This is a genomic window from Pseudomonas argentinensis (assembly GCF_001839655.2).
In the GTDB taxonomy this organism is placed as follows: domain Bacteria; phylum Pseudomonadota; class Gammaproteobacteria; order Pseudomonadales; family Pseudomonadaceae; genus Aquipseudomonas; species Aquipseudomonas argentinensis_B.
Genome location: NZ_CP056087.1, coordinates 21,762 through 46,059, shown reverse-complemented (window position 1 = coordinate 46,059; position 24,298 = coordinate 21,762). Strand labels below are relative to the sequence as shown.

The window sequence follows — 24,298 nt, the reverse complement described above, 5'->3', positions numbered from 1 at the left end:
TGCGACGACGATAACGCACCGCGTCTGCCGGCGAGGCCAGCTGCCTCGCACCCCTCGATGCTTCTTTCGTTCTCCCAAGGGTTTCGCCGCACATGTACGACTATGTCAACTGGCTCCGCCACGCTTCGCCCTACATCAACGCCCACCGCGACTGCACCTTCGTGGTCATGCTGCCGGGCGAGGGCGTGGCCCATCCGAATTTCGGCAATATCGTCCATGACCTGGTGCTGCTGCACAGCCTGGGCGTGCGCCTGGTGCTGGTCCACGGCTCGCGCCCGCAGATCGAGGCGCGCCTGGCCTCCCGTGGCCTGCAGCCGCGCTACCACCGCGACCTGCGGGTAACCGACAGCGCCACCCTGGAGTGCGTGATCGAGGCCGTCGGCCAGCTGCGCATCGCCATCGAGGCGCGCCTGTCGATGGATATCGCCGCTTCGCCCATGCAGGGCTCGCGGTTGCGGGTCAGCAGCGGCAATTACGTCACCGCACGGCCCATCGGCGTGGTCGATGGGGTCGACTACCACCACACCGGCGAAGTGCGGCGCATCGACCGCAAGGGCATCAACCGCCAGCTCGACGAGCGCAATATCGTGTTGCTGTCGCCCCTCGGCTATTCGCCCACCGGCGAGATCTTCAACCTGGCCTGCGAAGACGTGGCCATGCGCGCGGCCACCGATCTGGCCGCCGACAAGCTGATCCTGTTCAGCAGCCAGCAGGGCCTGCTCGACGAGGACGGCAAGCTGATCCGTGAGTTGCGCCCGCAACAGGTACCGGCCCACGTGCAGCGCCTGGGCAGCGATTACCAGGGCGAGCTGCTGGATGCCGCGGCCCAGGCCTGCCGCGGTGGCGTCAAGCGCAGCCATATCGTCAGCTACACCGGCGACGGCTCGCTGCTCACCGAGCTGTTCACCCGCGACGGTGGCGGCACCCTGGTCGACCCCGAGCAGTTCGAGTCCCTGCGCGAGGCGGATATCAACGACGTCGGCGGGCTGATCGATCTGATCACGCCGCTGGAGGAGCAGGGAATCCTGGTGCGCCGTTCGCGGGAGGTGCTGGAGCGCGAGATCGGCCACTTCAGCATCGTCGAGCGTGACGGCATGATCATCGCCTGCGCGGCGCTCTACCCGATCGCCGACTCGACCTGTGGCGAGCTGGCCTGCCTGGCGGTCAACCCGGAATATCGCCATGGCGGCCGTGGTGACGAGTTGCTCGAACGCATCGAGGAGCGCGCCCGGGCCAAGGGCATCAACACCCTGTTCGTGCTCACCACCCGCACCGCCCACTGGTTCCGCGAGCGCGGCTTCGAGCCCAGCAGCGTCGACCGCCTGCCCGCTGCCCGGGCCTCGCTGTACAACTTCCAGCGCAATTCGAAGATCTTCGAAAAGAGCATCTGATCGCTAGCCTTAATTAGGCGCGGCGACACCCGGGAAGAACGCCCTCCTGGGTGTCGCCGCGGGCGACTGTTCGGGGCATGGTGATTTAATCGATGCCATCGGGTGGCGCGGCGGCCCATATTGGTCAAGGCTGCAGTGACACCCTATCGATAAAGGACCGCGCATGCCCATTCGACGCTCACCGATCACCGCTGCCCTCGCGCTTTCATTTTTCTCGCTTTCCGCACTCGCCGCCGACCTGGCGCCTGACGTGTTACTCAAGAGAGCCGAAGCCGAACAGAAGCCGTACCTCGCCACCGTCGAGCAACTGGTCAACGTCGATACCGGCACCGGTCAGGAGCCGGGCCTGAAGACCGTCAGCGCCCTGCTGGTCGAGCGACTCGAGGCCCTGGGCGCGAGCGTCGAAACCAGCCCGGCCAGCCCCTCGGCGGGCGACAATATCGTCGGCACCTTCAAGGGCACCGGCAGCAAGTCGTTCCTGCTGATGGTCCACTACGACACGGTGTTCCTGCCGGGCACCGCCGCCAAGCGGCCGTTCAAGGTCGAGGGCGAGCGCGCTTATGGCCCGGGTGTGGCCGATGCCAAAGGTGGTGTGGCGATGATCCTGCATTCGCTCAAGCTGCTGCAGGATGAGAAGTTCGATGGCTTCGGCACCCTGACCGTGCTGTTCAACCCCGATGAGGAAACCGGCTCCGCCGGCTCGAAAACGATCATCGGCGAACTGGCCCCCCAGCATGACTACGTGTTCTCGTACGAGCCGCCAGACAAGGATGCGGTAACCGTCGCCACCAACGGCATCAACGGCGTGATGCTCGAGGTCAAGGGCAAGTCCTCCCACGCTGGCTCGGCCCCGGAGGCCGGGCGTAACGCGGCGATGGAGCTGGCGCACCAGATGCTGCAGCTCAAGGACCTGGGCGATCCGGCCAAGGGCACCACGGTCAACTGGACGATGATCAAGGCCGGCGACAAGCGCAACATCATCCCAGCCAGTGCCTCGGCCGAGGCGGACATGCGCTACTCGGACCTGAGCGAAAGCGACCGGGTGCTGGCCGACGCGCAGCGCCTGGTGCAGAAAAAGCTGATCGACGGCACGGAGGTCACTGTGCGTCTCGAGAAGGGGCGCCCGCCGCTGGCGAAGAACGCCGCATCCGAGCAACTGGCCAAGCAGGCCCAGGCGCTCTACGCCAGGGTCGATCGCAAGATAGAGCCGATCGCCATGCGTTTCGGCACCGATGCCGGCTACGCCTATGTACCCGGCAGCGACAAGCCGGCGGTGCTGGAAACCATGGGCGTGGTGGGGGCCGGCCTGCATGCCGACGACGAGTACATCGAACTGTCGAGCATCGCACCGCGGCTGTACCTGACGGTGGCGTTGATTCGTCAGCTATCGGCGCAGTAGCGTGGCGGCAGCGCGAGCCTGGCTCGCGCTGCAATCGATCTGCAGGGTCTGTACGAAAAGTTTCCGAGCGAAGGTCAGGCGAGGCAAAAATCGATGAGGACGCGCAGTTTACGAGCTGTAAATGAGCAGTACTCGCTTCACTCGCCCTCCGGGCCGCGCTGAAGCGCGTTAGCCGCAAGCGGCTTTCCGAACGGGCTGGCAAGCCAGCCGATTTTTAACGAAGCAGCACCGATGCGCAGGTACTTTTCGTACAGAGCCTAGCGGCGCACCAGCAGCACACCCGACTCCATATGGTGGGTATAGGGAAACTGGTCGAACAGTGCGCAGCGCTCGATGCGGTGGGTGTCGTGGAGCTGGGCGATGTTTTGCGCCAGGGTCTCCGGGTTGCACGAGATGTACAGGATGCGCTCGAAGCGGCGGGTCAGCTCGCAGGTGTCCGGGTCCATGCCGGCACGTGGTGGGTCGACGAACACGCTGCCGAAGTCGTAACTCTTCAGGTCGATGTCGGCCAGGCGGCGGAACGGGCGCACGTCATTGAGCGCTTCGGTCAGCTCCTCGGCGGACAGGCGCACCAGGGTGACGTTGTCGATCTCGTTGTCGGCCAGGTTGGCCAGGGCGGCGTTGACCGAGGTCTTGCTGATCTCGGTGGCCAGCACCTTGCGCACGCGGGTGGCCAGGGGCAGGGTGAAGTTGCCGTTACCGCAGTACAGCTCCAGCAGGTCGTCGTCGCGCTGGCCGAGTACGTCGTAGGCCCAACCGAGCATCTTCTGGCACACCTCGCCGTTGGGCTGGGTAAAGGCGCCCTCTGGCTGGCGGTAGCGGAAGCTGCGGCCGGCGACCTGCAGCTCCTCTTCCACGTACGGGCGACCGACGACGATGCGCTTGCCCTTCGAGCGGCCAACCAGGCTCACCTGCAGCTCTTCCGCCAACTGGGCAGCGGCCGCTTCCCAGGCGTCGTCGAGCGGGCGGTGGTAGCACAGGGTGATCAGCGCATCGCCGGTCAGGGTGGTCAGGAACTCGACCTGGAACAGCTTGAAGCCCAGCGCCGGGCTGGCCTGCCACGCGGCCTTGAGGCGCGGCATCAGTTCGTTGATGCGCAGGCTGGCGATGGGGAAGTCTTCGAAGAAAATCGGGCTGTGCTTATCGCCGGCCTCGAACATCGCGTAGTGACGGTTCTCGCTGCCCGCTTCGCGCCACAGGCGAAACTCGGTGCGCAGCCGGTAATACTCGCGCGGCGATTCGAACACTTCGGGCTCCGGCGCGGCGAACGGCGCAAGCAGCTCGACCAGGCGGGCCTTCTTCTCGGCGAGTTGGGCGTCGTAGGCGGCGGGGTCGAATGCGGGACGGCTCATCGGTCACTCGTGAGGCAGGGAAACGGGGCGCCATTGTAGCGATTCCGCTGCCGGCGTGCCGGTGTCGTCGATCATTGGTGGGGGCGGGACGCGGAGCGTCGGGGGCGGCGTTCCCGCGCAGAGCGTGGGAACGATCATGATTGAGGTGGGCGAGTGGAAGCGCGGTAGGGCGTACTCGCGAAGCAGTACGCCGTTGCCGTTGTGTGAGGGGCGGCGTGGTTTGGCGGACTGTTCGCTTCGCTACGAGCGGCCGGCGTCCCGGTCCGTCCTAGGTGCGGCCGGCAGCCTTCCAGTCAGAACAACGCCAGTTTGATCACGCAGAAGATCGCCAAGGCGACGAGCATGCCATTGAGCTCGCGGAAGCGCCCGGCCAGGGTCTTGGCCGCCACCCAGGTGATAAAGCCGAAGGCGATACCGGTGGCGATGGAGTAGGTCAGCGGCATGGCCAGGGCGGTGACCACCACCGGCGCGGCGACGGTGATGTCGCTCCACTCGATCTCGGCCATGCCCGAGGCCATCAGCACGGCAACGAACAGCAGCGCCGGGGCGGTGGCGAAGGCCGGTACGCTGCCGGCCAGCGGGGCGAAGAACAGGGCGAACAGGAACAATACGGCAACCACGATGGCGGTCAGGCCGGTGCGCCCGCCGGCGCTGACGCCCGCCGCCGACTCGATATAGCTGGTGGTGGTGCTGGTGCCCAGCAGCGAGCCGCCCAACGCGGCGGTGCTGTCGGCGATCAGCGCGCGGCCCATCTTCGGCAGGTGCCCGTCCTTGCGCATCAGGCCGGCCTTCTTGGCCACGGCGATCAGGGTGCCGGAGTTGTCGAACAGGTCGACGAACAGAAAGGCGAAGATCACGCTGATCAGGCCCACGTCCAGCGCGCCGGCGATATCCAGCTGCATGAAGGTCGGCGCCAGGGACGGCGGCATCGACACCACGCCGCCGAACTCGCTGACTCCCAGCAGGATGCTCAGGCCGGTGACCACCAGAATGCTGATCAGCACCGCGCCGGTGATGCGCAGCGCTTCCAGGCCGATGATCAGGAAAAAGCCGAGGATCGCCAGCAGCGCGGCGGGCGAGCCCAGATCGCCAAGGCCGACCATGGTCGCCGGGTTGGCGGCGACGATGCCGGCGTTCTGCAGGGCGATCAGCGCCAGGAACAGGCCGATGCCGGCGGCGATGGCCGAGCGCAGCTCCAGCGGGATGCTGTTGATGATCCACTCGCGGATCTTGAAGATCGACAGCAGGAAGAACAGGCACGCCGACAGGAACACCGCGCCGAGGGCGACCTGCCAGGTGTGGCCCATGCCCATCACCACGGTGTAGGTGAAGAAGGCGTTGAGGCCCATACCCGGCGCCAGGGCGATCGGGTAGTTGGCGATCAGGCCCATCACCGCCGAGCCGAAGGCCGCGGCCAGGCAGGTGGCGACGAACACCGCGCCCTTGTCCATGCCGGTTTCGCCAAGGATGCTCGGGTTGACGAACAGGATGTACGCCATGGTCAGGAAAGTGGTGACACCGGCGAGTATTTCGGTGCGCACGTTGGTGTTATGTGCGTTGAGTTGGAACAGTCTTTCCAGCATGCGGAGCTCCGATGGCAGCGAACGCGCGTTGAAGTATGCAGAGCGCAAGCAAAGCACTTCACGTGCCATATCGCGTTGCCGATCCACGAAAGCGCGGCATCATAGCAGCCCGCCCCAGGCCCCGGCAGCCGTCTCTGTCGGCAAGTTGGCAAACGCTGGGAAACCTGCTTTACCCAGCCTTGTCAGAGCGCTCTAATATCGCCCCGCCCGGCGCCTGACGCGCCGTTGGCCGGCACGCACAGGGAGGCTGCAACGCACATGATCATCGGAATCGACCTCGGCACCACCAACAGCCTGGTCTCGGTCTGGAACGGCGAGGCGGCACGGCTGGTGCCCAATGCCCTGGGCCGCTTGCTGACGCCCAGCGTGGTCGGCCTCGACGACCACGGCCAACTGGTGGTCGGCGATATCGCCCGCGAGCGCCTGCAGACCCACCCACACCTCACCGCGGCGCTGTTCAAGCGGCATATGGGTAGCGCCCAGAGTACCCGTCTGGGTACCCTTCCCGGCCATGCACCTCAACCCCGACGAGGTGATCGCCCAGGGCGCCGCCATCCAGGCCGCCCTCAAGGCCCGCGATGCCACGCTGGAGGAGGTGGTGCTCACCGACGTCTGCCCCTACAGCCTCGGCGTGGAGATCAGCAAGCAGGTGGGCACCCAGCAGCAGAGCGGCCATTACCTGCCGATCATCGAGCGCAACTGCGTGGTGCCGGTCAGCCGGGTGCAGAGCGTATACACCCTGCATGACGGTCAGAAGCAGGTCAGCGTGCGCATCTACCAGGGCGAGAGCCGCCTGGTGGCCAACAACATCTTTCTCGGCGAGCTGGACGTGGCCGTGCCGCCGCGCCCGGCCGGCGAGGTGTCGCTGGATATCCGCTTCACCTACGACATCAACGGCCTGCTCGAAGCCCAGGTGGAGACGCCGCTGACCGGCGAGAGCCACCGCCTGGTGATCGAGAACAACCCAGGCGTGCTCAGCCCCGCGGAAATCGCCGAGCGCTTCGCCGCGCTGGAGGCGCTCAAGGTTCATCCGCGCGATCAGCAGGTCAACAGCGCCCTGATGGCACGCATGGAGCGCCTGTACCAGGAGAGCCTGGGCGACCTGCGCGAACATGTCGGGCAACTGGCTGCACACTTCGCCAGCATCCTGGAGCGCCAGGACGAGCGGGAAATTCGCGAGGCGCGTGGCGAAGTGGCCGCGCGCCTGGATGCCATCGAACAGGGGTACTGATCGCTTATGAACCCCTGGACGCTGCTTGGCCTGGACGCCGACGCCGATACCCGCAGCATCAAGCGCCGCTATGCGCAGTTGATCAAACAGCACCGCCCCGACGAGGATGCCGAAGCCTTCCAGCGCCTGCGCGAAGCCTACGAGCAGGCGTTGGCGCATGCCGCCTCTGAGGATCAGCGGCGCGATACCGGCGCCGAGCAATGGCAAGCGCCTGCATCGGTGGTGCAGGACGAACCCGTTATGGCGGCCGCCACCGAAGAGCCGGCGCAAGCGTATCGAGCAGCTGCTGCAGGCCAGCGCGTCACTGGACGCCGCCCTGCAGCAGGCCCGCGAGCAGGAGCAGGAGGCCGATCTGCAGCGTTATCTGCTGGCCCGCTGCGCCACCCTGGACGAAGAGGGGCTGAACATCCTGCGTTGGGGCATGCAGCGCTTGCATGGCTGTCGCCCTGGCAAGCCGATAACCTGCCGCGCACCCACTCGGACGCCCTGGCCGCGCGCCTGTTGGCCCTGGAACTGGAAACCCTGCAGCAGCGCTTGCAGGCCGGCGAGGAGCGCGCCGTCGTGGACGCCGCTGCCGCCCTGCTGGCCAGTGACTGGCTGCAGTCGTTCGACCGCCGCCGGCAATTGCACGACGGCATGCTGTGGATGCTCGAAGCCACCGAGCATTGGTCGGGCGGGTTGTTCGAGCGCCTGTGCCGGCTGTTCGGCTGGAACGAGGACACCGGCGAGCTGCCGTGCTCCGTCGAGCGCTGGAACTGGCTGTGCTGGCGCTGCGAGCGCCACGCCGCGGGCCAGCGCGTGCAGCAGTATCTGCAACTGGATTGGCCGTTGCGCGCCGAAGAACGCGCGGCCTGGCTGCTGCTCAAGCCCATGGAAGAGCGAGAAGCACGGGTATTGGTCGATCATTTCGACGACCAGGACTGGCAGGCCTGCCAGGGGCTGGACGAGCTGCTTACCGAGCGTTACCCCGAGCTGGCGGAACTGCTCGGCCTGCAGATCGATGAAGATTGGCGGCGCTGGCAGCCACGCCAATGGCCAGTGCCGGCCACGATCTACGCCTGGCTCATGCTGTTCACCGCCATGTTCGCCACCTCGGTGCAAGATGCGCACATGGCGGTGTACCTTGAACGCTCGGGCGGTTATCTCGGCCTGGCCTTCAAGGACCTGCTCATCAGCGCCGGGGTGGTCGCCTGGATGGTGATGCTCGCCCGCGGCTGGGGCCGGCTGGCCCGCTACCTGACGCGCCTCGACGTGCCGCTGAGCCGGTTGCTGCTGCCGGCTGCCTGGCGTGACCGCGGTGCCGGCATGCTGGTGCTGCGCCACGGCCTGCCGGCCGCTCTTTTCGCGATGATCGTCGCCGCCTTTGCGCCAGGCCTGGTTTCCGGCTGGCTCGTGTTCGGCACGGCCTTGCTGCTCGAGGTGCTGTTCCTCGGCCTGGTCGGCAGCCGCCGCTCGCCCTGGCTGCGCTGGTCGATGTGGCGCAACAGCGCCTTCGAGGTCGACTACAGCAAGAAGGCTGAGTGGTGAGCCCCTGGGAACTGCTCGGCCTCGACGCCTAGGCCGATATCCGCAGCATCAAGCGCCGTCACGCGCAGCTGTTCAAACAGACTCATCCCCCACCAACGGATCACGAATCCGATCCCGGCTCGACAGCGCCGGGAACAGCTTGATCCACAGCAGGCTGATGCCGATGGCGCCGAAACCGCCGATCAGCACGGCCGGCACGGTGCCGAACCAGGCGGCGCTGACCCCGGCGCGGAAGTCGCCGAGCTGGTTGGAGGCGCCGATAAACAGGCTGTTCACTGCACCCACCCGGCCGCGCATGTCATCGGGCGTCTGCAATTGCACGAAAGCCCCACGGATCACCATGCTGACCATGTCGGCGGCGCCGAGCAGCACCAGGGTCGCCAGGCTGAACCACAGCGAGGTGGACAGGCCGAAGCCGATGGTCGCCACGCCGAAGATCGCCACCGAGCCGAGAATCACCGGGCCGACCCGCCGCTCGATGGGGTGGCGCGCCAGGTAGATCGACATCAGCAGGGCGCCCACCGCCGGCGCCGAGCGCAGCAGGCCCAGGCCCCAGGGGCCGGTGAGCAGGATGTCCTTGGCGAACACCGGCAGCAGGGCGGTGGCGCCGCCGAGCAGCACGGCGAACATGTCCATGGAGATGGCGCCAAACACTTCCGGGCGGCTGCGGATAAAGCGGAAGCCGGCCAGCAGCGATTCCACGGAAATCTTCTGCTTCAGCGGCTTCTGCTGCGAGGGCAGGCTGAGCATCATGCCGATGGCGATCAGGTACAGCGCCAGTGCCGGGCCATACACCCAGGCCGGCGCCACGGCGTAGAGCACGCCGCCCAGGGCAGGGGAGACGATGGTCGCGGTCTGCATCGCCGAACTGGAGGCCGCCACGGCGGCTGGGAACAGGCCGGGCGGCACGATATTGGGCAGCAGCGCCTGGGTGGTGGGCATTTCGAACGCCCGGGCGGTGCCCATCATGAAGGCGATGACGAAGATCATCTCGCGGGTCAGGCTGCCGGTGCTGCTGCCGAGCAACAGGGTGATGGCGACGATGGCCTGGCCACACTGGCACAGGGCGGCGACTTTGCGGCGGTCGAAGCGGTCGGCGACATGGCCGGTCAGCAGGATGAAGAGAATCTTGGGCAGGAATTCGACCAGGCCGACCAGGCCCAGGTCGAGCACGTTGCCGGTAAGGCTGTACATCTGCCAGCCGATGGCCACGGTGAGCATCTGGAAGCCGCTGGCGGTGAAGACCCGTGCCAGCCAGAAGCGGATGAAAGGCGTGTGATGACGCAGTAGCAACTGACCATGAACGGACATTGGAGTACTTAGGCGGCTAACGACGGCCGTTCAGCCTAGCACGTCCGCTGTAACATTTGGATGCAACATGCGATGTCTGACCACTGCCCTCGCCGCTAATGCCTGCCGCTGCGCTAATGGATCAATCCGCTTAGCAGCCACAATCCGAGCAGCAGCCAGATCAGGCCGCCGATCACCGAGCCGCGCATGAACGAGCGCACCGCGCTGTAGAGCAGGATCAGCCCCAGCAGCAACACGGCGATGCTGAGCAGCGAGGGGGTAACGCCCAGGGCGCCGGACAGGCCATCGATGAAACTGGCGACTGCGCCGGCGAGCATGCCGAACACGCCGCTCAGGGCGTCGACGATAAAGCGGATGAACGAGCCGAACGCCTCGCCCAGGGATTCGAAAAAGCCTTCTACGCGCATGCAGGGATTCCTGGAAAACGGAAAGGGCGACAAGCGCCGGGGTGCTGACTATTGAGCCGCTGCCTCGATGCGGAGTTCCCCGATTCTGCGCCTGGTATCCGGTTGTGACCGATCAGTCGCCGAGCATGGCCTTGAGCTTGCCGGCCAGCGCCTCGAAGGAGAACGGCTTGGCGATCATGTCCATGTCCTTGCCCAGGTAGCCGTCGCGCATTTGCGCGCCCTCGGCGTAGCCGGTGGCGAACAGCACCTTGAGGCCCGGCTGGCGCTGGCGGGCGGCGTCGGCGAGCTGCCGGCCGTTCATGCCGGGCAGGCCGACATCGGTGAGCAGCAGGTCGAGCGGCGCATGCTGCTCCATGAGCCCCAGGGCGCTCTGTGCGTCACTGGCCTGGATCAGGTTGTAGCCGAGTTCTTCGAGCACCTCGACCATCAGCATGCGCACCACCTTGTCGTCTTCCACCACCAGGATGCATTCGCCGGTGCCGCGTGGCGCCTCAGGCGTCGAGCTGTGCGGCAGCTCGGCCGGCGCCACGGGCAGGCGCGGCAGGTAAAGGTTCAGGGTGGTGCCGCGGCCGACCTGGCTTTCCAGGTGCAGGTAGCCGCCGGTCTGCTTGACGAAGCCGTAGACCATCGACAGGCCCAGGCCGGTGCCCTGGCCGATGGGTTTGGTGGTGAAGAACGGCTCGAAGGCGTGGCGAATGATTTCCTCGGGCATGCCGCAACCGGTATCGCTGACCGACAGCAGCAGGTAGTCGCCGGCCGGTACCTGATGATTCTCCGCCTCGCGGTCACCCAGCTGGGTGTTGCAGGTCTCGATGCGCAGCTTGCCGCCGGCGGGCATGGCGTCACGGGCATTGATGGCCAGGTTGATCAGCGCGTTCTCCAGCTGGTGACCGTCGCTGCGGGTTGGCCACAGGTCGTCGGCCAGTTGGGTTTCCAGGCTGATCTGCTCGCCCAGGGTACGCACCAGCAGGTCTTCGAGGGCACGCACCAGGGCGTTGACCTCGACCGGGCGCATGTCCAGCGACTGGCGCCGGGCGAAGGCCAGCAGGCGGTGGGTCAGCGAGGCGCCGCGGTTGGCCGAGGCAATGGCGGCGTCGACGAAGCGCGCAAGCTGTGGGTGTTCGCTGCCCGGCAGCTTGCGCTGGATCAGCTCCAGGCTGCCGAGAATGCCGGCCAGCAGATTGTTGAAGTCGTGGGCGATGCCGCCGGTCAACTGGCCGATGGCTTCCATCTTCTGCGCCTGGCGCAGCTGTTCCTCGGCCTGGGTACGCTGCAGCACGGCTTCGCTGACGCGCTCCTCGAGGGTCTGGGTCAGTTGGCGCAGCGCCAGCTCGGTACGCTTGCGCTCGTCGATATCCATCAACACGCCGGGAAAGCGCAGCGGCGTGCCATCGGGGGCCCGCTCGCAGCGGCCGTTGGCCTCGATCCACCGATAGCTCCCATCGGCCTGCAGGACGCGGTACTCGGCACGGTAGTTGCCGCCGGTGGCGATGGTCTGCTCGATCGTCGCGCGTACCCGTGGCCGGTCCTGCGGGTGGATGGCCAGGGTGACGCGGTCCAGTGCCATGCCGCTGGCCGCCTGCTGCGGGTCGGCGGCAAAGGCGCGGGCGAAGCGTTCGTCGCCGGTCACCCGGTCATTGGGAATGTCCCATACCCAGGTGCCGAGCACGGCGCCGGCGTTGAGCGCCAGTTCGATGCGTTCGTTGGCGCTGCGCAATTCGGCTTCGGCCTGGGTGCGCTGTTCGATGGCGACGATCTGGTTGGTGGTCTCCACCACGATGCACATCATGCCATGGGAGCGGCCGGTGTTATCGAGCAGCGGGTTGTAGTAGAGGTTCATCCATGCATCGTCCTGCAGGCCAGGACGGCGCAGCGGCAGGTAGAGGTTTTCCTGGCACATGGAACGACCGGTCAGGCCCATGGTGATCACGTGGCGGTTCCACTCGGCGATCTCCGGCCAGGCGTCCTCGGCAGGCAGGCCGAAGATGTCTGGGTGGCGCTGGCCGGCGAACGCCGCATAGGCGTCGTTGTAGATCAGCACGCCGCGCTCGCCGCACAGCAGCACGATGGGCGTCGGCGAGGAGAGGATCAGGCGCGTGGTGCTGACCAGCACGTCCGGCCACTGCTCGATGGGGCCGAGTGCGGTGGCCGCCCAGTCGAAGCGGCGGATGAGCTCGACCGTGTCGCCGGACTGACCGGCGAACAGGCAGGATTGGGGTGGTGTGTTCTGCGTCGCGGACATCGGTGGGGAGCTTATCCTGGCGGTCTGGCCGCTAGCGCAGCCTGCTGGTAGGCCGCAGCGCTAGCGGGTTCAGGTGGATTTGCCACTGGCGAAGGCGTGCTGCAGTTTCTCCGCCAGTTCGTCGCTGCGATAGGGCTTTTGCACGATGAAGGCCTCATTGGCCTCGAGCCCGCCCAGTTCCGCGTAGCCGGTGACGAACACCACCGGCAATTCCGGATAGCGGTGGCGTACCGCCTGGGCCAGTTCGGCGCCGTTCATGCCGGGCATGGCGAAGTCGGCGAGCAGCAGGTCGATGTCATCGTCGAGCTTGCTCAGCGCGTCGAGGCCGCTGTGGGCTTCGCGCACCTGGTAGCCGAGGGCGTCCAGGGTCAGGGCGGTGACCTCGCGCACCCGTGGGTCGTCGTCGACCAGCAGGATGGTGCGCTGATCGCCCGGCTCGGCGATCGGCAGCGGCTGGCTGGATACCTGTTCCTCGGCCTGTGGGACGTTGCGCAGGCCCGGCAGGTAGACCTTGACCGTGGTGCCGATGCCCATCTTGGTGAGAATGCGCGCGCCGCCACCGGACTGCTTGGCGAAGCCGAACACCTGGGCCAGGCCGAGGCCCGAACCCTTGCCGATTTCCTTGGTGGTGAAGAAGGGTTCGAAGGCCTTGGCCAGCACCGCCTCGCTCATGCCGCTGCCGGAATCCTGCACCGACAGCACCACGTAGTCGCCGGGTTCCGGGTCTTCCGGGCGGCGTGGGGCTTCGCTGATCACCTCGTTGCTGGTGCTCAGGCGCAGGGTACCGCCGACGGCCATGGCATCACGGGCGTTGATCGCCAGGTTGAGGATGATCAGTTCGATCTGCGTGGGGTCGACCCGGGCGTGCCACAGGTCGGGCTCGGTGGCGGTCTCGATCAATACGCTGCCGCCCAGAGTGCTTTTCAGCAGTTCGAGCATGCCCTGCACGGTTTCGCCGAGGTTGACCGCTTCCGGCACCAGGCGCTGGCGGCGCGAGAAGGCTAGCAACTGGCCGGTCAGCTTGGCGCCGCGCTCGCCGGCATCGGTGATGTTCTGCAGGCGGCCGCGGGCCTTGTCCAGGTTGCCCTTTTCCAGGTCGCGGATCAGGAAGCTGGTGCTGGTCAGCACCACCGTCAGCAGGTTGTTGAAATCATGGGCGACGCCTGCGGTGAGCTGGCCGACCGCTTCCAGGCGCTGCATCTGCTGCAGGGTCGCCTCGACGCGCTCGCGCTCGGCGATCTGCTCGCGCAGCTGCTGGTTGGTGGCGGCCAGTTCCTCGACCACGGCGCGCTCGTGGGTGATGTCGCGTACCGTGGTGTACAGCAGGTCGTCGTCGCGCACCACGATCCACGACAGCCAGTGGTACTCGCCGGCGGCATGGCGCATGCGGTTGACGAAGCGCACCGAGACGTTGTCCGAGGTCACCCGCTCGATGTGCGCGCGGGTATCGTTCTGGTCGTGGGCATGCACCAGTTCCCACAGCGGGCCCTGGGTGAGCTGTTGGCGCGTCCAGCCTAGGGTCTGTTCCCAGGCGGGGTTGAGGGCACTGGGGCGCATGTCGAAACGCAGCACGGCAAGCAGGTCGCGGGACAGTTCCCAGTTGCGGTCGCGCTCCCGGGTGCGTTTCTCGACGCGCTCGCCGAGTACATCATTTAGGCGCAGCAGGGCCTCGTTGGCCTGCTTCTGTTCGGTGATGTCGTGCAACACGCCAAGAAAGCGGGTGCACTGGCCGTCGTCGAAGAACGCCTGGCCGCGGGCGGAAATCCAGCGCTTGCTGCCATTGCTCAGGGGCAGGCGAAATTCCGCCTGAAATTCGTTGCCGCTGTCGGTGGCCAGCGCCTCGTTGACCCGCTGACGCAGTTGCGCGCGATCATCGGGGTGGCAGCGGCCGAGGAACAGGGCCATGTCAACCTGGGCGTCCGGCTCCAGTTCGTAGAGCGCGCGGCAGCGTTCGTCCCAGACCAGCGTGTCGGTGGCCGGCACGTAATCCCACATGCCCATGCGCGCCGCGCCGATGGCCAGCCGCGCGCGGGCCTCGACCGCCTGCAGGGTATTTTCGGCAACCCTGCGTTTCTCCCGCTCGTTGACCTCGGCCATGGCGCGGTCGATGGCCTTGGGCAGGAACGGCAGGTTCTGCTTGAGCACGTAGTCGACAGCACCCAGGCGCATCATTTCCACCGCGTGCTCTTCGCCGAACATGCCGGACAGGAAGATGAATGGCGTCTGCGGGGCCAGGCGGCGCGCCACTTCCAGCGCCTGGGCTCCTGAAGAACCTGGTAATAGGTAGTCTGAGACGATCAGGTCGAAGCGCTCGTTCTTCAGGGCGCGTTCGGCGGCCTCGTGGTCGTAGACCAGGGTGCTGTCGACCGTCAGACCGTTGCGTTCCAGTGCGAGCAGGGCCAGTTCCGCATCATGCGGGCTGTCTTCGATGAACAGTAATTTGATAGGCACACGCGGCATGGAGAGGTCGTCGATTACGGTCTGTGGTAAGCCTGCGCGTCAGGCGCAAAGTCAGATAGAGGTCAGTCAGTATCGGCTTGTATCTCTGTATCCGACGTACGTCGCTGCAAGCGCAGCGAGCCAGGGGGTGGCTCGTTGAGCACCGCCCAGAATACACCCAGATCGGAAATGGCCGAGACGAAAGCCTTGAATTCGACAGGTTTGACCACATAGGCGTTCACGTTCAATTCGTAGGCGCGCTGCAGGTCCGGGCCCTCGCGCGACGAGGTGAGCATGACGATCGGCATGCTGCGCAGCTCGGCAGAATCGCGCACGATCTTCAGTACTTCCAGGCCATCGACCTTGGGCAGCTTGAGATCGAGCATCATGATGGCCGGGTTACCGGGCAGCCGATCGGCATGGGCGCCACGGCGAAAAAGATAATCCAGCGCCTCGGCACCATCGCGCATGATGATCACGTCGTTGGCCAGCTGACTGCGCTCCAGCGCGATCAGGGTCAGCTCCAAGTCGTGGGGGTTGTCTTCGACCAGCAGTATCGGTTTGAGCATTCATGTCCTCGGCCCGTTATGCAAGAACGGGGTGGTGGCGTTTAGGGAGTGCGAAATAAAAGGTGGCGCCTTGATCGATCTTGCCTTCGGCCCAGACTCGCCCATCGTGACGCTCGATTATACGTCGTACGCTGGCCAGGCCGATGCCGGTGCCTTCGAATTCCTCCATGCGGTGCAGCCGCTGGAATACGCCGAACAGCTTGTCCACGTATTCCATATTGAAGCCGACACCGTTGTCGCGCACAAAGACGATCACTTCGTCGTCGTTTTCCTGGGCGCCGACGACGATGATCGCCGGATCACGCTCGCGGCTGTACTTGATGGCATTGGCCAGCAGGTTGCGCAAGGCCAGGTGCAGGAAGGCGGCATCGGCGATCACCCGCGGCAGCGGCTGGATGTGCCATTCCAGGTTTCGACTCTGATAATCGGGTTTCATTTCCTCGCGGATGGATTCGACCAGCGCCTGCAGATTGACGTCCGTGAAACGCAGTGCCGAGCGGCCCATCTGCGAGAAGCTCAACAGGTTGTCCACCAGGGTGCCGGCGAAGCGCGCCGACTCGGTGATGTGCTCGAGAAAACGCACCCCGCGCTCGGACAGCTTGGCGCCTTCGAAATCGCCCAGCAGCTCGGCGTAGCCGGCGATATGTCGCAGCGGCGCGCGCAGGTCATGGGATACGCTGTAGGAAAAGGCTTCCAGCTCCTTGTTGGTTTTTTTCAGGTCGTTGGCCAGCTGGGCCATTTCCTCGGCCTTGCGCAGCACGATACCCAGCACCGCGTTGCGCAGCTCCAGGGCGCTTTCCGGCTCCTGCTCGCGCCAGGGCGTGGAAAAGCCGCTGACTTCCTCCTGCCAGCGCGCGAAACTGTTGCGTGGACTGAGCGCGCCGCTGGTGCTGGCCGCTTTCTCGGGTTTGCCGGCCCATTGCACGACGCGTTTCTGCTCCGGCTTGAACCAGATCAGGTAATGCGAATGCAGCTCGGAAATGGCCACGGCCAACAGGCCGCCGACGTGCCTGGCCAGCTCGGGCAGCTCTGGAATGTCACGCCCGACGTTATCGGTCTGGAACAGGTCCTCGCCCGGGCGAGCACCCAGCCATTGCACCAGGGCATTGACCTGATCGCGCGGTGGCGTCTGGCCGATCAGGTCGCAATGCGAAGCCGAGATGATCGCCGCACCGCTGGCCTGGGCGAAGTCGAGGAAGGTGTCGGGCAACGACAGCAAGCCTTCGCTGACGCTGTCGCGGTCGGCCATCGCCGAGAGCATCTGCACGATGTGGCGGCGCAGCTGCAACAGGTGCTGGGTGCGCGAGTGGGCGATCTTCGCCTCGATCTGCAGCGACAGCATACGGCCCAGCAGCTCGCAGGCGGTGCGCGTTTGGAAACCGACCGAGCGGGCGCTGGCATGGTGGCAGGAAATCAATCCCCACAGCTGGCCCTCGACTACGATGGAGATCGACATCGAGGCGATGGTCTGCATGTTGCGCATGTACTGCAGGTGCACGGGCGACACGCTGCGCAGTGTCGCGTAGCTGAGATCCAGGGGTTTGCCGGTCAGCGGGTTGCAGGCCGGGCGCAGCGGCGAGGGCTGGTAGTTGGCATCTTCGATCACCCGGATACGATTGGCCACGTACAGCTGGCGGGCCTGGGGCGGGATGTCCGAGGCCGGGAAGCTCAGGCCCAGGTAGCTGGGATAACCCTCGTCGAGGCATTCGGCGAGTACCAGGCCGTTACCCTCGGGATCGAAGCTGTAGATCTTCACGCGGCCGAAACCGGTGACGCGCTTGACCTCGGCCACCGACAGCCGGCATAGCTCGTCGATGTCCTCGGCGCCTTGCAAGTGGCCGGTGAAGGTACGGACCATCGGGTACAGGGTGTTGTAAGCGGTGATCACGTTGCTGGTGGTCTCGAATTCGGCAATCAGCACCTGATCGAAGCGGTGGGCGACCATCGCCGTCAGCTCGCCGCGACGGCTGCCTTCGCGAAAGCGCACGTCACCGATATGAAAGGGCGTGGTGTCGTCGTCGGACAGCTGCGCCAGGCGCTCGGCCAGCACGGCGCTGTCTTCGAGCAGTTCGTCCAGGTGCCGCCCCAGCAGCCAGTCCGGCTCGAGCCCCAGCCAGTCGGCGACGTTCTCGCTGACCTGCAGTACCGTCAGCGCCTGCTCGTCGAACACCATCAGGAATCCCTGGGGCTGGATGCTGCCCGGGATATGGATGGGTTCCTTGGCGCAGTTGGCGATCGCGGTGCTCAAGGAGTTACTGGTTTCACTGGACGCCAAGATGATCTCCTTCCATGCCAGGCCAATCGGCAAAGGCAGTTTCGAGGTGTACAGGCGGTGGCTGATTGCCAGCCTCCCTGTGCTGCGCACATTCTTGCGGCAGTCTGCACGCTCTTTCTGGCCGGGTAAACCATCATCCGCTGTGGCCGCCGGGCCGCAGCGCGCAGAATCCGGTTACAGGGCCGTGAGGAACTTTGCCCGCAGGCGTCTCTCTCAATGCGGTCCCGGGTGCCGCGCAATTGCAACATTGCTCAGGCACGCTGCCCGCACATCCCTCGTCGAGAGTCATCATGCTATCTGTCGCCAAACGGGCTTTTTCCCGCCTGCCTGTCCTGCGCCCATGGATGTGGCTGTTGTTCGCCGTGCTGCTCGCCGCCGTTTACCAGATGCGTGCGCTGCACCTGGATGATCGTCTCTACTTCTGGCTGACCACGCCGGCGGTGTCGCAAGGTGCGCCGGGCAGCCTGCTGGGCCGCGATTACAAGGTGCAGGTGGATGCCAAGGCGGTGGGTGGCGTGCGGAACAACCTTTCCGGCATCAGCTACGACGAACAGCGTGACCAACTGTGGGCGGTGCTCAACAATCCCGAGGAGCTGCTGGCCATGAGCAAGGACGGTGAGGTGCTGGCGCGCTACCCGCTGAGCGGCTTCAGCGATGTCGAGGGGGTGACCTACCTGGGCGATGGTTTGCTGCTGTTGGCCGAGGAGCGCCAGCACGGCTTGGTGGTGGTGCCGGTGCCCGAACGCGCTGGCGCGTTGTTCCGCGAGGACTATCGGGCCCTGACCCTGGGCATCCAGCGCGACGGCAACCAGGGGTTCGAGGGGGTGGGCTACGACCGCGCCCGCGACCGGCTGTTCGTCGCCAAGGAACACTCGCCGATGAAGCTTTACGAGATTCGTGGCCTGAAGCGCAGCATGCAAGGTGATTTCGGCTTGGAGATCCTCGATCACGAAGACTGGATTCGCGATTCGGTGTTCGCCACCGACCTGTCATCGGTGCATTTCGACGAGCGCACCGGCCACCTGGCGCTGCTCAGCGACGAGTCGAAGCGGATCATGGAACTCGATGGCGACAGTGGCAAACTGATCGGATTTCGCACCCTGGACAGCGGTTTCGCCGGCCTTGGCAAAGCCGTTCCCCAGGGTGAAGGCATGACCTTCGACGACCAGGGCAACCTGTATATCGTCAGCGAGCCGAACCTGTTCTATCGCTTCGGTCGTGGCTAGGACGCCGCGGCAACCCGAGCCGTAGGCGCGTCGACCTCGGCGTGAAGCGAGTGTGGTCCTAGCGCCGTATCAGCCTTGCCCCTGCCATCGGGGCGGGGCTCCTACAGGCCCTCGGCGTTGCTCCTATTGGTCGGTGCTCTAGCGGGGTGGATACTGGCCGAGCACCCGGCCGACGGTTTCGCGGATTTCCGCGTCCCGCTCGGTCGGGTTGCCGGCGGCATTGCGCACGATGCGCTCGTCGCTGCCGCGCCAGACCAGCTTGCCATCCTTGCCATCGAACAGGTCGACCTGCACGGTCGCCACCTTGTAGTCGAGGGTGCGGGTTTCGTTGTAGCCAGGGCCGCCCCAATAAGGGCCCCAGTACCCGCCGAAACCGCCGCCGAAACCGCTGCTGATCTGCTGCTGGCGGTCATCGACGACCAGCCATACCTGAACCGTCAGATCGCCCTTGGCGCCGGCCGCTGCCGGACGCAGGCCGCGCTGGTCGAGTTGATCCGCCACTGCGCTGCGCAGGCGCTGTTCGGTGAGGTCGCTGCGGATGCGCGGGTCGTCGGGCTTGTACTGCACCGCCGGCTCCTGCCAGCTCCAGCTGCGGTACGCACCGAAATCCCGGCTGGCGTCGAAGTCGCGGTTGATCTGCTGGCTCTGGCAGGCGCCAAGCAACAGCAGCAGGGGAATCAGTAGCAGAGGCAGGCGGCGCATCGGTTTTCTCCTGAATCCATTGATAGAGTGGTTCATGCTGGCGGGTACTCGCCGAGGGCGTCACTGACGGCCTTGCGCAGAGCGTCGGCACGTTCGGCCTGGCTGCCGCTGCTGCGCATCTCCGCCTGGCCGCTCCACACCTGTTCGCCGCTGCGGCCGTCGAAGAAATCGATGCGTACCACCACGACTTCCTCTTGGTAGGTGCGGGTCAGCGGTACACGGGCACCCACGCCGACGCCGTTGCCGTAGTAGCCACGGTTGCCGAAGCTGCCATAACCGCCGCCATAGTAAGGGTCGTAACTGTCGGCCACCTGGCGCACGCGGCGCTCCAGGCGGGTGTCGGTGCGTACCTTGAGATCGGCGGCGGCATTGCCCTGGGCAGGGCGCAGGCCCCGCTGGTCGAGGGCATTGTTGAGGGCGTCCTGTACCAGGTCGGCGCTGGCCCAGGCGCTGCCGGCCGGGCGCTGTTGCCAGGCCCAGCTGCGGTAGGCCCCATAGTCGCGGGGGGCGGCCGGGTAGGCGCTGCGGTCGAAATGGTTGGCGGCACCCGGCGGCGCTGGCGGCAGGGGCACGGAGTCGGTGCCGTACGGATTATGGCTCTGGCAGGCGGCCAGGGCGAGGGTGAGCAGCAACAGGGCGATGCGTTTCATGGCGTCTCTCCTGGCAAAGCAGGCGTCAGCGTGGCCGACAGATCCAGTGCAGGTAGCGTCCCAGACCGGCGAAGGCTGGGTGGCGGCGGTGCGCCAGCTCCATTTCCAGCAGGTCGGCAAGCTGTGCCTTGGCCTGGAAGTCCCGTGGCATGTAGTCGTGGAAAACCCGTACGCCGCTCCTGTGTTCGACCTGCCAGCTGGCGGCAAGTTGCGATTGGAGTTGCCGCGGGTCGAGCGGGCGCTGGGGCGTCAGGCTGTGCTTCTCACCGGCGAATTCCTCCTTGCGCAGTTTGCGCAGGTGGCCCTTGAGCAGATTGCGGTAGATCAGCGCGTCCCTGTTGTAGAACGCCAGGGACAGCCAGCCATCGGTAGCGGTCAGCCCATGCAGGGCAGGGAGGATGGCGGCCGGTTCGGCCAGCCATTCGAGCACCGCGTGGCAGATGACCAGGTCGAAGGGCGCCGTGAAACGCCCCGGCAATTCCTGCCAGGGCGCGAGGATGAAGGTGGCCTCCATGCCGGCTTGGGCGAAGCGTTCACGGGCGCCGGCGAGCATGGGCTCGGCGGGCTCGGCCAGGGTGACCTGGTGACCGCGTTCGGCCAGCCACAGCGCCATATGGCCCAGGCCGGCGCCGACGTCGAGCACCCGCAACGGGCGCTCTGGCAGGGCTTCGGCGAGATCGGCCTGCAGCACGGCCAGGCGGATCGCGCCCTTGGCGCCGCCATAGATCTTCTCGGCGAAGCGGGTGGCCAGTTCATCGAAGTGCCGGTCGCTCATCAGGCGAACCGCCGTTCGCTATCGGCCAGCTTGGCGCGCACCACCTGGTCCATGTCCAGGCCCAGCTCGCTGCACAGGAGTAGCAGGTAGAGCACCACGTCACCGATTTCCTGGCCGGCATGTTCGAGCTGGTCTGCCGGCAGCTGGCGCGACTGGTCTTCGCTGAGCCATTGGAAGATTTCCGCCAGCTCGGCCATTTCCACGCTGGCGGCCATGGCCAGGTTCTTTGGCGCGTGAAATTGGCGCCAGGCGTTGCGATCACGAATGGCGTGCAGGCGGGCGGTGAGTTCGGCGATGTTCATGGGGCGTCCCTTGGGCAGAGGCCGCACATTCTTTCATGCGCTCAAATGACCTGCCAGTAGCCGGCCAAATGCGGCACATCGTCCTTACCGCGCAGGTCGAACTGACCCTCCGCCGCCGGCAGGCTGGCACGCATGCGCAGCGTGCTCGGCAGCAATACCGGTTTCTGGAAGCGCACCTCGACGCTGTAGCCCGAGGCCGGCAGGTGAGCGTGCAGCGCCGCCAGCGCGCGCGCCTTGTTCCACAGGCCGTGGGCGATGGCGCAAGGGAAGCCGAACGGCTTGGCGCTCAGGGTCGACAGGTGGATGGGGTTGTAGTCGCCGGACACCCGCGCGTAACGGCGGCCGATGTTCGACGGCGCCTGCCAGCTGTCCAGCTCGTCCATCGGCAGGCTGGGCGGTTCACTGCGGCTGATGGCGGGGCCGTCGAGCTTGACGCCACGGCAGAGCAGGCGGCTGTCGCCCTCCCAGAGCAGGCCGAGTTGATCCTCGAGGCGGGTGATCACGCTGAACACCGCACCCTTGTCGTGGGGCGCCAGGTTGCTCGCCTCCACGCTCAGGGTGAAGGGGCCCAGGCCGGCCAGCTGGCGCACCACGCGGATGCGGTTCTCCAGGTGCACCAGGCCAAGCAACGGGAAGGGAAAGTCGGGCTCGGTAAGCAGCTTCATCTGCAGGGTGAAGGCCAGCAAATGGGGGTAGGTGGCGGGCAGGCGCGCATCGTCGCCGAAACCACACAGCTGTCGATAGCGCGCCAGGTGACTGGCATCGACGCGCACCGGGCAGCGCAGCCCAGGGTGCGGCAACACCTTGCCGGTGATTCCACGCCGGGTCGCCGCGCGCAAGAGCAGGCCGGGCAAGGCCGGTGGGGTGTGCAAATCGAGCCATTCGGTTGCCATCGTGCGCTCCGCTGCAAGGTGGGGTTGTGGGTACTCTCGTCGAGATCTAGGACATTAGCCAGCGGCCATTGGTGCCCGCTGGGCAAACGATTGCCCACTGGCCGAGCGCAGATGGCAAAAGCTGCCTACGCTTGGGTGGGTGAATTGATCCGGCCATCACAGACGCAAGGAATGCAGCATGCCCAACCCGGACAAGCACAGGCCCGTCATGCCTCCGCCCGCCGTGATGCCGAGGTTCCCGTGTCTGCGCACCTCGATTCCCTCGAGCGCTGGTCACGCGCGCCTGGAGCTGGTCGGTGAGGTGAATCGGCTGATTGATGAACTGCTGGTCGAAGGCGCGACCCTGGAACAGGTTGCCGCTCGCCTGGGCATGCCGGCACGGCGACTGCGCGAGCGGTTGGCCCAGGCCGGCGTGCGCTTCAACGAGTTGCTCAGCGATTGTCGCTGCAACCTGGCCAAACGCCTGCTGGTGGACACCGAAGAGCGTATCGAACGGATCGCCGAACGCACCGGCTTCTCCGAGCCCAGTACCTTCTGCCGCGCGTTCAAGCGCTGGGTCGGCCAGACGCCGGTGGAGTTCCGTCGTCGCGGCCGTACCGCCGCTTCGTGATCAGGCGCCCAGCAGGCTCTGCCCGCAGACCCGCAACACCTGACCGCTGACCGCCCCCGAGCCGGGCTGCGCGAACCAGGCTACCGCTTCGGCGACATCCTGGGGCAGGCCGCCCTGATTCATCGAGTTCATGCGCCGGCCGGCCTCGCGAATGGTGAAGGGAATGGCGGCGGTCATGCCCGTTTCGATAAAGCCCGGCGCCACTGCGTTGATGCTGATGCCGCGTTGCGCCAGGGCCGGCGCCCAGCTCTGGGCAAGGCCAATCAGCCCGGCCTTGCTGGTCGCGTAGTTGGTCTGCCCGACGTTGCCAGCGATGCCGCTGAGCGAGGCGATCAGCACCACGCGGCCGTTGTCGCGCAGGGTGCCGGCTTCCAGCAGCGCGGCGGTGAGTTGCTGCGGGGCACGCAGGTTGACGTCGATTACCGAGTCCCAAAGCCCCTCGCTCATTTTCGCCAGGGTCTTGTCGCGGGTGATGCCGGCATTGTGCACGACGATATCCACGCCGCCGGGCAGCGCCTCGACCAGTTTGCGCGGCGCGTCTTCGGCGCAGATGTCCAGGGCCAGGCTGCGACCACCGAGGCGCGCAGCCAGGGCGTCGAGGGCGTCGTTGGCGGGTGGCACGTCCAGCAGGAGCACCTCGGCGCCGTCACGGGCTAGGGTTTCGGCGATAGCGGCGCCAATGCCGCGGCTGGCACCGGTGACCAGCGCGGTCTTGCCGGCCAGCGGGCGCGTCCAGTCGCTGACCTGCTCGGCGCAGGGTTGCAGGCGCAGCACCTGGGCCGAGATGTAGGCGCTCTTGGGGGAGAGCAGAAAGCGCAACGCGCCTTCGAGCTGGTTCTCCGCGCCCGGGTCGACGTGCAGCAGTTGCACGGTGCCGCCGCGGCGGATTTCCTTGGCCAGCGAGCGGGTGAAACCTTCCAGGGCGCGCTGCACGCTCGAGGCCTGCGGATCGTCAAGCGTGTGCGGCGCACGACCGAGCACCACCACATGGGGGCAGCGATCGAGGTTCTTCAGCGCTGGCTGGAAGAACTGGCGCAGGGCGTCGAGTTCCTCGAAGCGGCGCAGGCCGCTGGCATCGAAAACCAGGCCCTTGAGCCCGGGGCCGTGTTCGGCGGTCCAGCGCGGCAGGCCGAACTGCTCGTCACGGGGCGCGAACAGCTCATCGGTCAGGCGCTTGGCAAAGCCCGCCACCGCGGCGCCCAGATCGCCCTCACCGCCGATCAGCAGGGCGCCTTCCAATGGCCGATTGCGACCCGCTACCCAACGCTCCAGGGGCAGTGGCGCGGGCAGACCGAGCGCACCGACCAGGCGACGGCCAGCCGGCGTATTGGCGAAGTTGAGGTAGCGATCGGACATGGAACAGACTCCAGGGCTGAAACTCAAAGTGGTTGACCACTCTACGCCATCACTCGTT

General features: G+C 66.2%; 18 protein-coding genes and 2 pseudogenes. 6 read left to right on the top strand and 14 right to left on the bottom strand.

The genetic code is table 11. The features are described 5' to 3' along the window. Nucleotides 1-92: 92 nt before the first annotated feature. Both argA and SA190iCDA_RS00200 read left to right on the top strand, forming a co-directional pair. Complete coding sequence (argA, locus tag SA190iCDA_RS00205) at nucleotides 93-1,391, top strand: amino-acid N-acetyltransferase (protein ID WP_070886044.1); 1,299 nt, start codon at nucleotides 93-95, stop codon at nucleotides 1,389-1,391. Between the two features lie 163 nt (nucleotides 1,392-1,554). Further along, nucleotides 1,555-2,790: a M20/M25/M40 family metallo-hydrolase gene (locus SA190iCDA_RS00200; protein ID WP_070886045.1), complete on the top strand. Its 1,236-nt coding sequence runs from the start codon at nucleotides 1,555-1,557 to the stop codon at nucleotides 2,788-2,790. A 257-nt stretch (nucleotides 2,791-3,047) separates the two neighbouring features. Here the strand turns inward: SA190iCDA_RS00200 and trmA are convergent, their stop codons facing one another. Continuing rightward, the gene (trmA, locus tag SA190iCDA_RS00195) at nucleotides 3,048-4,142 is read right to left on the bottom strand and encodes a tRNA (uridine(54)-C5)-methyltransferase TrmA (RefSeq protein ID WP_070886046.1); all 1,095 of its coding nucleotides are present in this window, start codon (nucleotides 4,140-4,142) and stop codon (nucleotides 3,048-3,050) included. A gap of 293 nt (nucleotides 4,143-4,435) precedes the next feature. Next, nucleotides 4,436-5,725 carry an NCS2 family permease gene (locus SA190iCDA_RS00190; protein WP_070886047.1) on the bottom strand — a complete coding sequence of 430 codons (1,290 nt, stop codon included), beginning with the start codon at nucleotides 5,723-5,725 and terminating at the stop codon, nucleotides 4,436-4,438. 258 nt (nucleotides 5,726-5,983) lie between these two features. Here SA190iCDA_RS00190 and SA190iCDA_RS00185 point away from each other — a divergent pair. Both SA190iCDA_RS00185 and SA190iCDA_RS00180 read left to right on the top strand, forming a co-directional pair. Beyond that, nucleotides 5,984-6,956 (top strand): annotated as a pseudogene (locus SA190iCDA_RS00185) (Hsp70 family protein). 6 nt (nucleotides 6,957-6,962) lie between these two features. Then, nucleotides 6,963-8,483: a J domain-containing protein gene (locus tag SA190iCDA_RS00180; protein ID WP_139159488.1), complete on the top strand. Its 1,521-nt coding sequence runs from the start codon at nucleotides 6,963-6,965 to the stop codon at nucleotides 8,481-8,483. A gap of 72 nt (nucleotides 8,484-8,555) precedes the next feature. Here the strand turns inward: SA190iCDA_RS00180 and SA190iCDA_RS00175 are convergent, their stop codons facing one another. The 6 genes from SA190iCDA_RS00175 to SA190iCDA_RS00150 form a co-directional block, all read right to left on the bottom strand. After that, entirely contained in the window at nucleotides 8,556-9,794 is a 1,239-nt protein-coding gene (locus SA190iCDA_RS00175) for an MFS transporter (protein WP_070886049.1), read from the bottom strand. A gap of 113 nt (nucleotides 9,795-9,907) precedes the next feature. After that, nucleotides 9,908-10,201: a hypothetical protein gene (locus SA190iCDA_RS00170; protein ID WP_070886050.1), complete on the bottom strand. Its 294-nt coding sequence runs from the start codon at nucleotides 10,199-10,201 to the stop codon at nucleotides 9,908-9,910. A 112-nt stretch (nucleotides 10,202-10,313) separates the two neighbouring features. Further along, complete coding sequence (locus SA190iCDA_RS00165; protein ID WP_083329802.1) at nucleotides 10,314-12,443, bottom strand: ATP-binding protein; 2,130 nt, start codon at nucleotides 12,441-12,443, stop codon at nucleotides 10,314-10,316. A 69-nt stretch (nucleotides 12,444-12,512) separates the two neighbouring features. Continuing rightward, the gene (locus SA190iCDA_RS00160) at nucleotides 12,513-14,903 is read right to left on the bottom strand and encodes a response regulator (protein ID WP_070886051.1); all 2,391 of its coding nucleotides are present in this window, start codon (nucleotides 14,901-14,903) and stop codon (nucleotides 12,513-12,515) included. 62 nt (nucleotides 14,904-14,965) lie between these two features. Further along, on the bottom strand, nucleotides 14,966-15,451 hold the full coding sequence (locus SA190iCDA_RS00155; RefSeq protein WP_070886052.1) for a response regulator: 486 nt from the start codon (nucleotides 15,449-15,451) through the stop codon (nucleotides 14,966-14,968). Between the two features lie 16 nt (nucleotides 15,452-15,467). Beyond that, nucleotides 15,468-17,726, bottom strand: a complete 2,259-nt coding sequence (locus tag SA190iCDA_RS00150; RefSeq protein ID WP_070886201.1) for an ATP-binding protein — start codon at nucleotides 17,724-17,726, stop codon at nucleotides 15,468-15,470. A gap of 290 nt (nucleotides 17,727-18,016) precedes the next feature. On the opposite strand from SA190iCDA_RS00150, the gene SA190iCDA_RS00145 reads away from it, so the two are divergent. Continuing rightward, nucleotides 18,017-18,952 (top strand): SdiA-regulated domain-containing protein, encoded by a 936-nt coding sequence (locus SA190iCDA_RS00145; RefSeq protein ID WP_070886053.1) that lies wholly within the window; start codon nucleotides 18,017-18,019, stop codon nucleotides 18,950-18,952. Between the two features lie 138 nt (nucleotides 18,953-19,090). Here SA190iCDA_RS00145 and SA190iCDA_RS00140 read toward each other — a convergent pair whose 3' ends face one another. From SA190iCDA_RS00140 to SA190iCDA_RS00120, 5 genes are read right to left on the bottom strand one after another with little or no spacing between them, the layout of a single operon-like run. Then, the gene (locus SA190iCDA_RS00140) at nucleotides 19,091-19,654 is read right to left on the bottom strand and encodes a DUF4136 domain-containing protein (protein ID WP_070886054.1); all 564 of its coding nucleotides are present in this window, start codon (nucleotides 19,652-19,654) and stop codon (nucleotides 19,091-19,093) included. Between the two features lie 32 nt (nucleotides 19,655-19,686). After that, nucleotides 19,687-20,304 carry a DUF4136 domain-containing protein gene (locus SA190iCDA_RS00135; RefSeq protein ID WP_070886055.1) on the bottom strand — a complete coding sequence of 206 codons (618 nt, stop codon included), beginning with the start codon at nucleotides 20,302-20,304 and terminating at the stop codon, nucleotides 19,687-19,689. A gap of 25 nt (nucleotides 20,305-20,329) precedes the next feature. Beyond that, nucleotides 20,330-21,079, bottom strand: coding sequence for a methyltransferase domain-containing protein (locus SA190iCDA_RS00130; RefSeq protein ID WP_070886056.1), 750 nt, complete (start codon nucleotides 21,077-21,079; stop codon nucleotides 20,330-20,332). After that, nucleotides 21,079-21,381, bottom strand: coding sequence for a MazG-like family protein (locus SA190iCDA_RS00125; RefSeq protein ID WP_070886057.1), 303 nt, complete (start codon nucleotides 21,379-21,381; stop codon nucleotides 21,079-21,081). The genes SA190iCDA_RS00130 and SA190iCDA_RS00125 overlap by 1 nt, the downstream gene beginning before the upstream one ends. 41 nt (nucleotides 21,382-21,422) lie before the next feature. Next, nucleotides 21,423-22,274: a MaoC family dehydratase gene (locus tag SA190iCDA_RS00120; protein ID WP_070886058.1), complete on the bottom strand. Its 852-nt coding sequence runs from the start codon at nucleotides 22,272-22,274 to the stop codon at nucleotides 21,423-21,425. A gap of 280 nt (nucleotides 22,275-22,554) precedes the next feature. Between SA190iCDA_RS00120 and SA190iCDA_RS00115 the strand changes: the two are divergent. Continuing rightward, a pseudogene (locus SA190iCDA_RS00115) lies at nucleotides 22,555-22,884 on the top strand (helix-turn-helix transcriptional regulator); the annotation flags it as partial. Here SA190iCDA_RS00115 and SA190iCDA_RS00110 read toward each other — a convergent pair. Beyond that, a complete protein-coding gene (locus SA190iCDA_RS00110; protein WP_070886060.1) occupies nucleotides 22,885-24,240 on the bottom strand; it encodes a 3-oxoacyl-ACP reductase in 1,356 nt (451 codons plus the stop codon). Nucleotides 24,241-24,298 lie beyond the last annotated feature (58 nt).

Bases quoted from the DNA above. Each gene is read 5' to 3' on its own strand.
- SA190iCDA_RS00130 (WP_070886056.1), bottom strand. From the start codon at position 21,079: ATGAGCGACCGGCACTTCGATGAACTGGCCACCCGCTTCGCCGAGAAG.
- SA190iCDA_RS00175 (WP_070886049.1), bottom strand. From the start codon at position 9,794: ATGTCCGTTCATGGTCAGTTGCTACTGCGTCATCACACGCCTTTCATC.
- SA190iCDA_RS00200 (WP_070886045.1), top strand. From the start codon at position 1,555: ATGCCCATTCGACGCTCACCGATCACCGCTGCCCTCGCGCTTTCATTT.
- SA190iCDA_RS00160 (WP_070886051.1), bottom strand. From the start codon at position 14,903: ATGCCGCGTGTGCCTATCAAATTACTGTTCATCGAAGACAGCCCGCAT.
- SA190iCDA_RS00145 (WP_070886053.1), top strand. From the start codon at position 18,017: ATGCTATCTGTCGCCAAACGGGCTTTTTCCCGCCTGCCTGTCCTGCGC.
- SA190iCDA_RS00135 (WP_070886055.1), bottom strand. From the start codon at position 20,304: ATGAAACGCATCGCCCTGTTGCTGCTCACCCTCGCCCTGGCCGCCTGC.
- SA190iCDA_RS00165 (WP_083329802.1), bottom strand. From the start codon at position 12,443: ATGTCCGCGACGCAGAACACACCACCCCAATCCTGCCTGTTCGCCGGT.
- SA190iCDA_RS00110 (WP_070886060.1), bottom strand. From the start codon at position 24,240: ATGTCCGATCGCTACCTCAACTTCGCCAATACGCCGGCTGGCCGTCGC.
- SA190iCDA_RS00180 (WP_139159488.1), top strand. From the start codon at position 6,963: ATGAACCCCTGGACGCTGCTTGGCCTGGACGCCGACGCCGATACCCGC.
- argA (WP_070886044.1), top strand. From the start codon at position 93: ATGTACGACTATGTCAACTGGCTCCGCCACGCTTCGCCCTACATCAAC.
- trmA (WP_070886046.1), bottom strand. From the start codon at position 4,142: ATGAGCCGTCCCGCATTCGACCCCGCCGCCTACGACGCCCAACTCGCC.
- SA190iCDA_RS00140 (WP_070886054.1), bottom strand. From the start codon at position 19,654: ATGCGCCGCCTGCCTCTGCTACTGATTCCCCTGCTGCTGTTGCTTGGC.
- SA190iCDA_RS00125 (WP_070886057.1), bottom strand. From the start codon at position 21,381: ATGAACATCGCCGAACTCACCGCCCGCCTGCACGCCATTCGTGATCGC.
- SA190iCDA_RS00120 (WP_070886058.1), bottom strand. From the start codon at position 22,274: ATGGCAACCGAATGGCTCGATTTGCACACCCCACCGGCCTTGCCCGGC.
- SA190iCDA_RS00190 (WP_070886047.1), bottom strand. From the start codon at position 5,725: ATGCTGGAAAGACTGTTCCAACTCAACGCACATAACACCAACGTGCGC.
- SA190iCDA_RS00170 (WP_070886050.1), bottom strand. From the start codon at position 10,201: ATGCGCGTAGAAGGCTTTTTCGAATCCCTGGGCGAGGCGTTCGGCTCG.
- SA190iCDA_RS00155 (WP_070886052.1), bottom strand. From the start codon at position 15,451: ATGCTCAAACCGATACTGCTGGTCGAAGACAACCCCCACGACTTGGAG.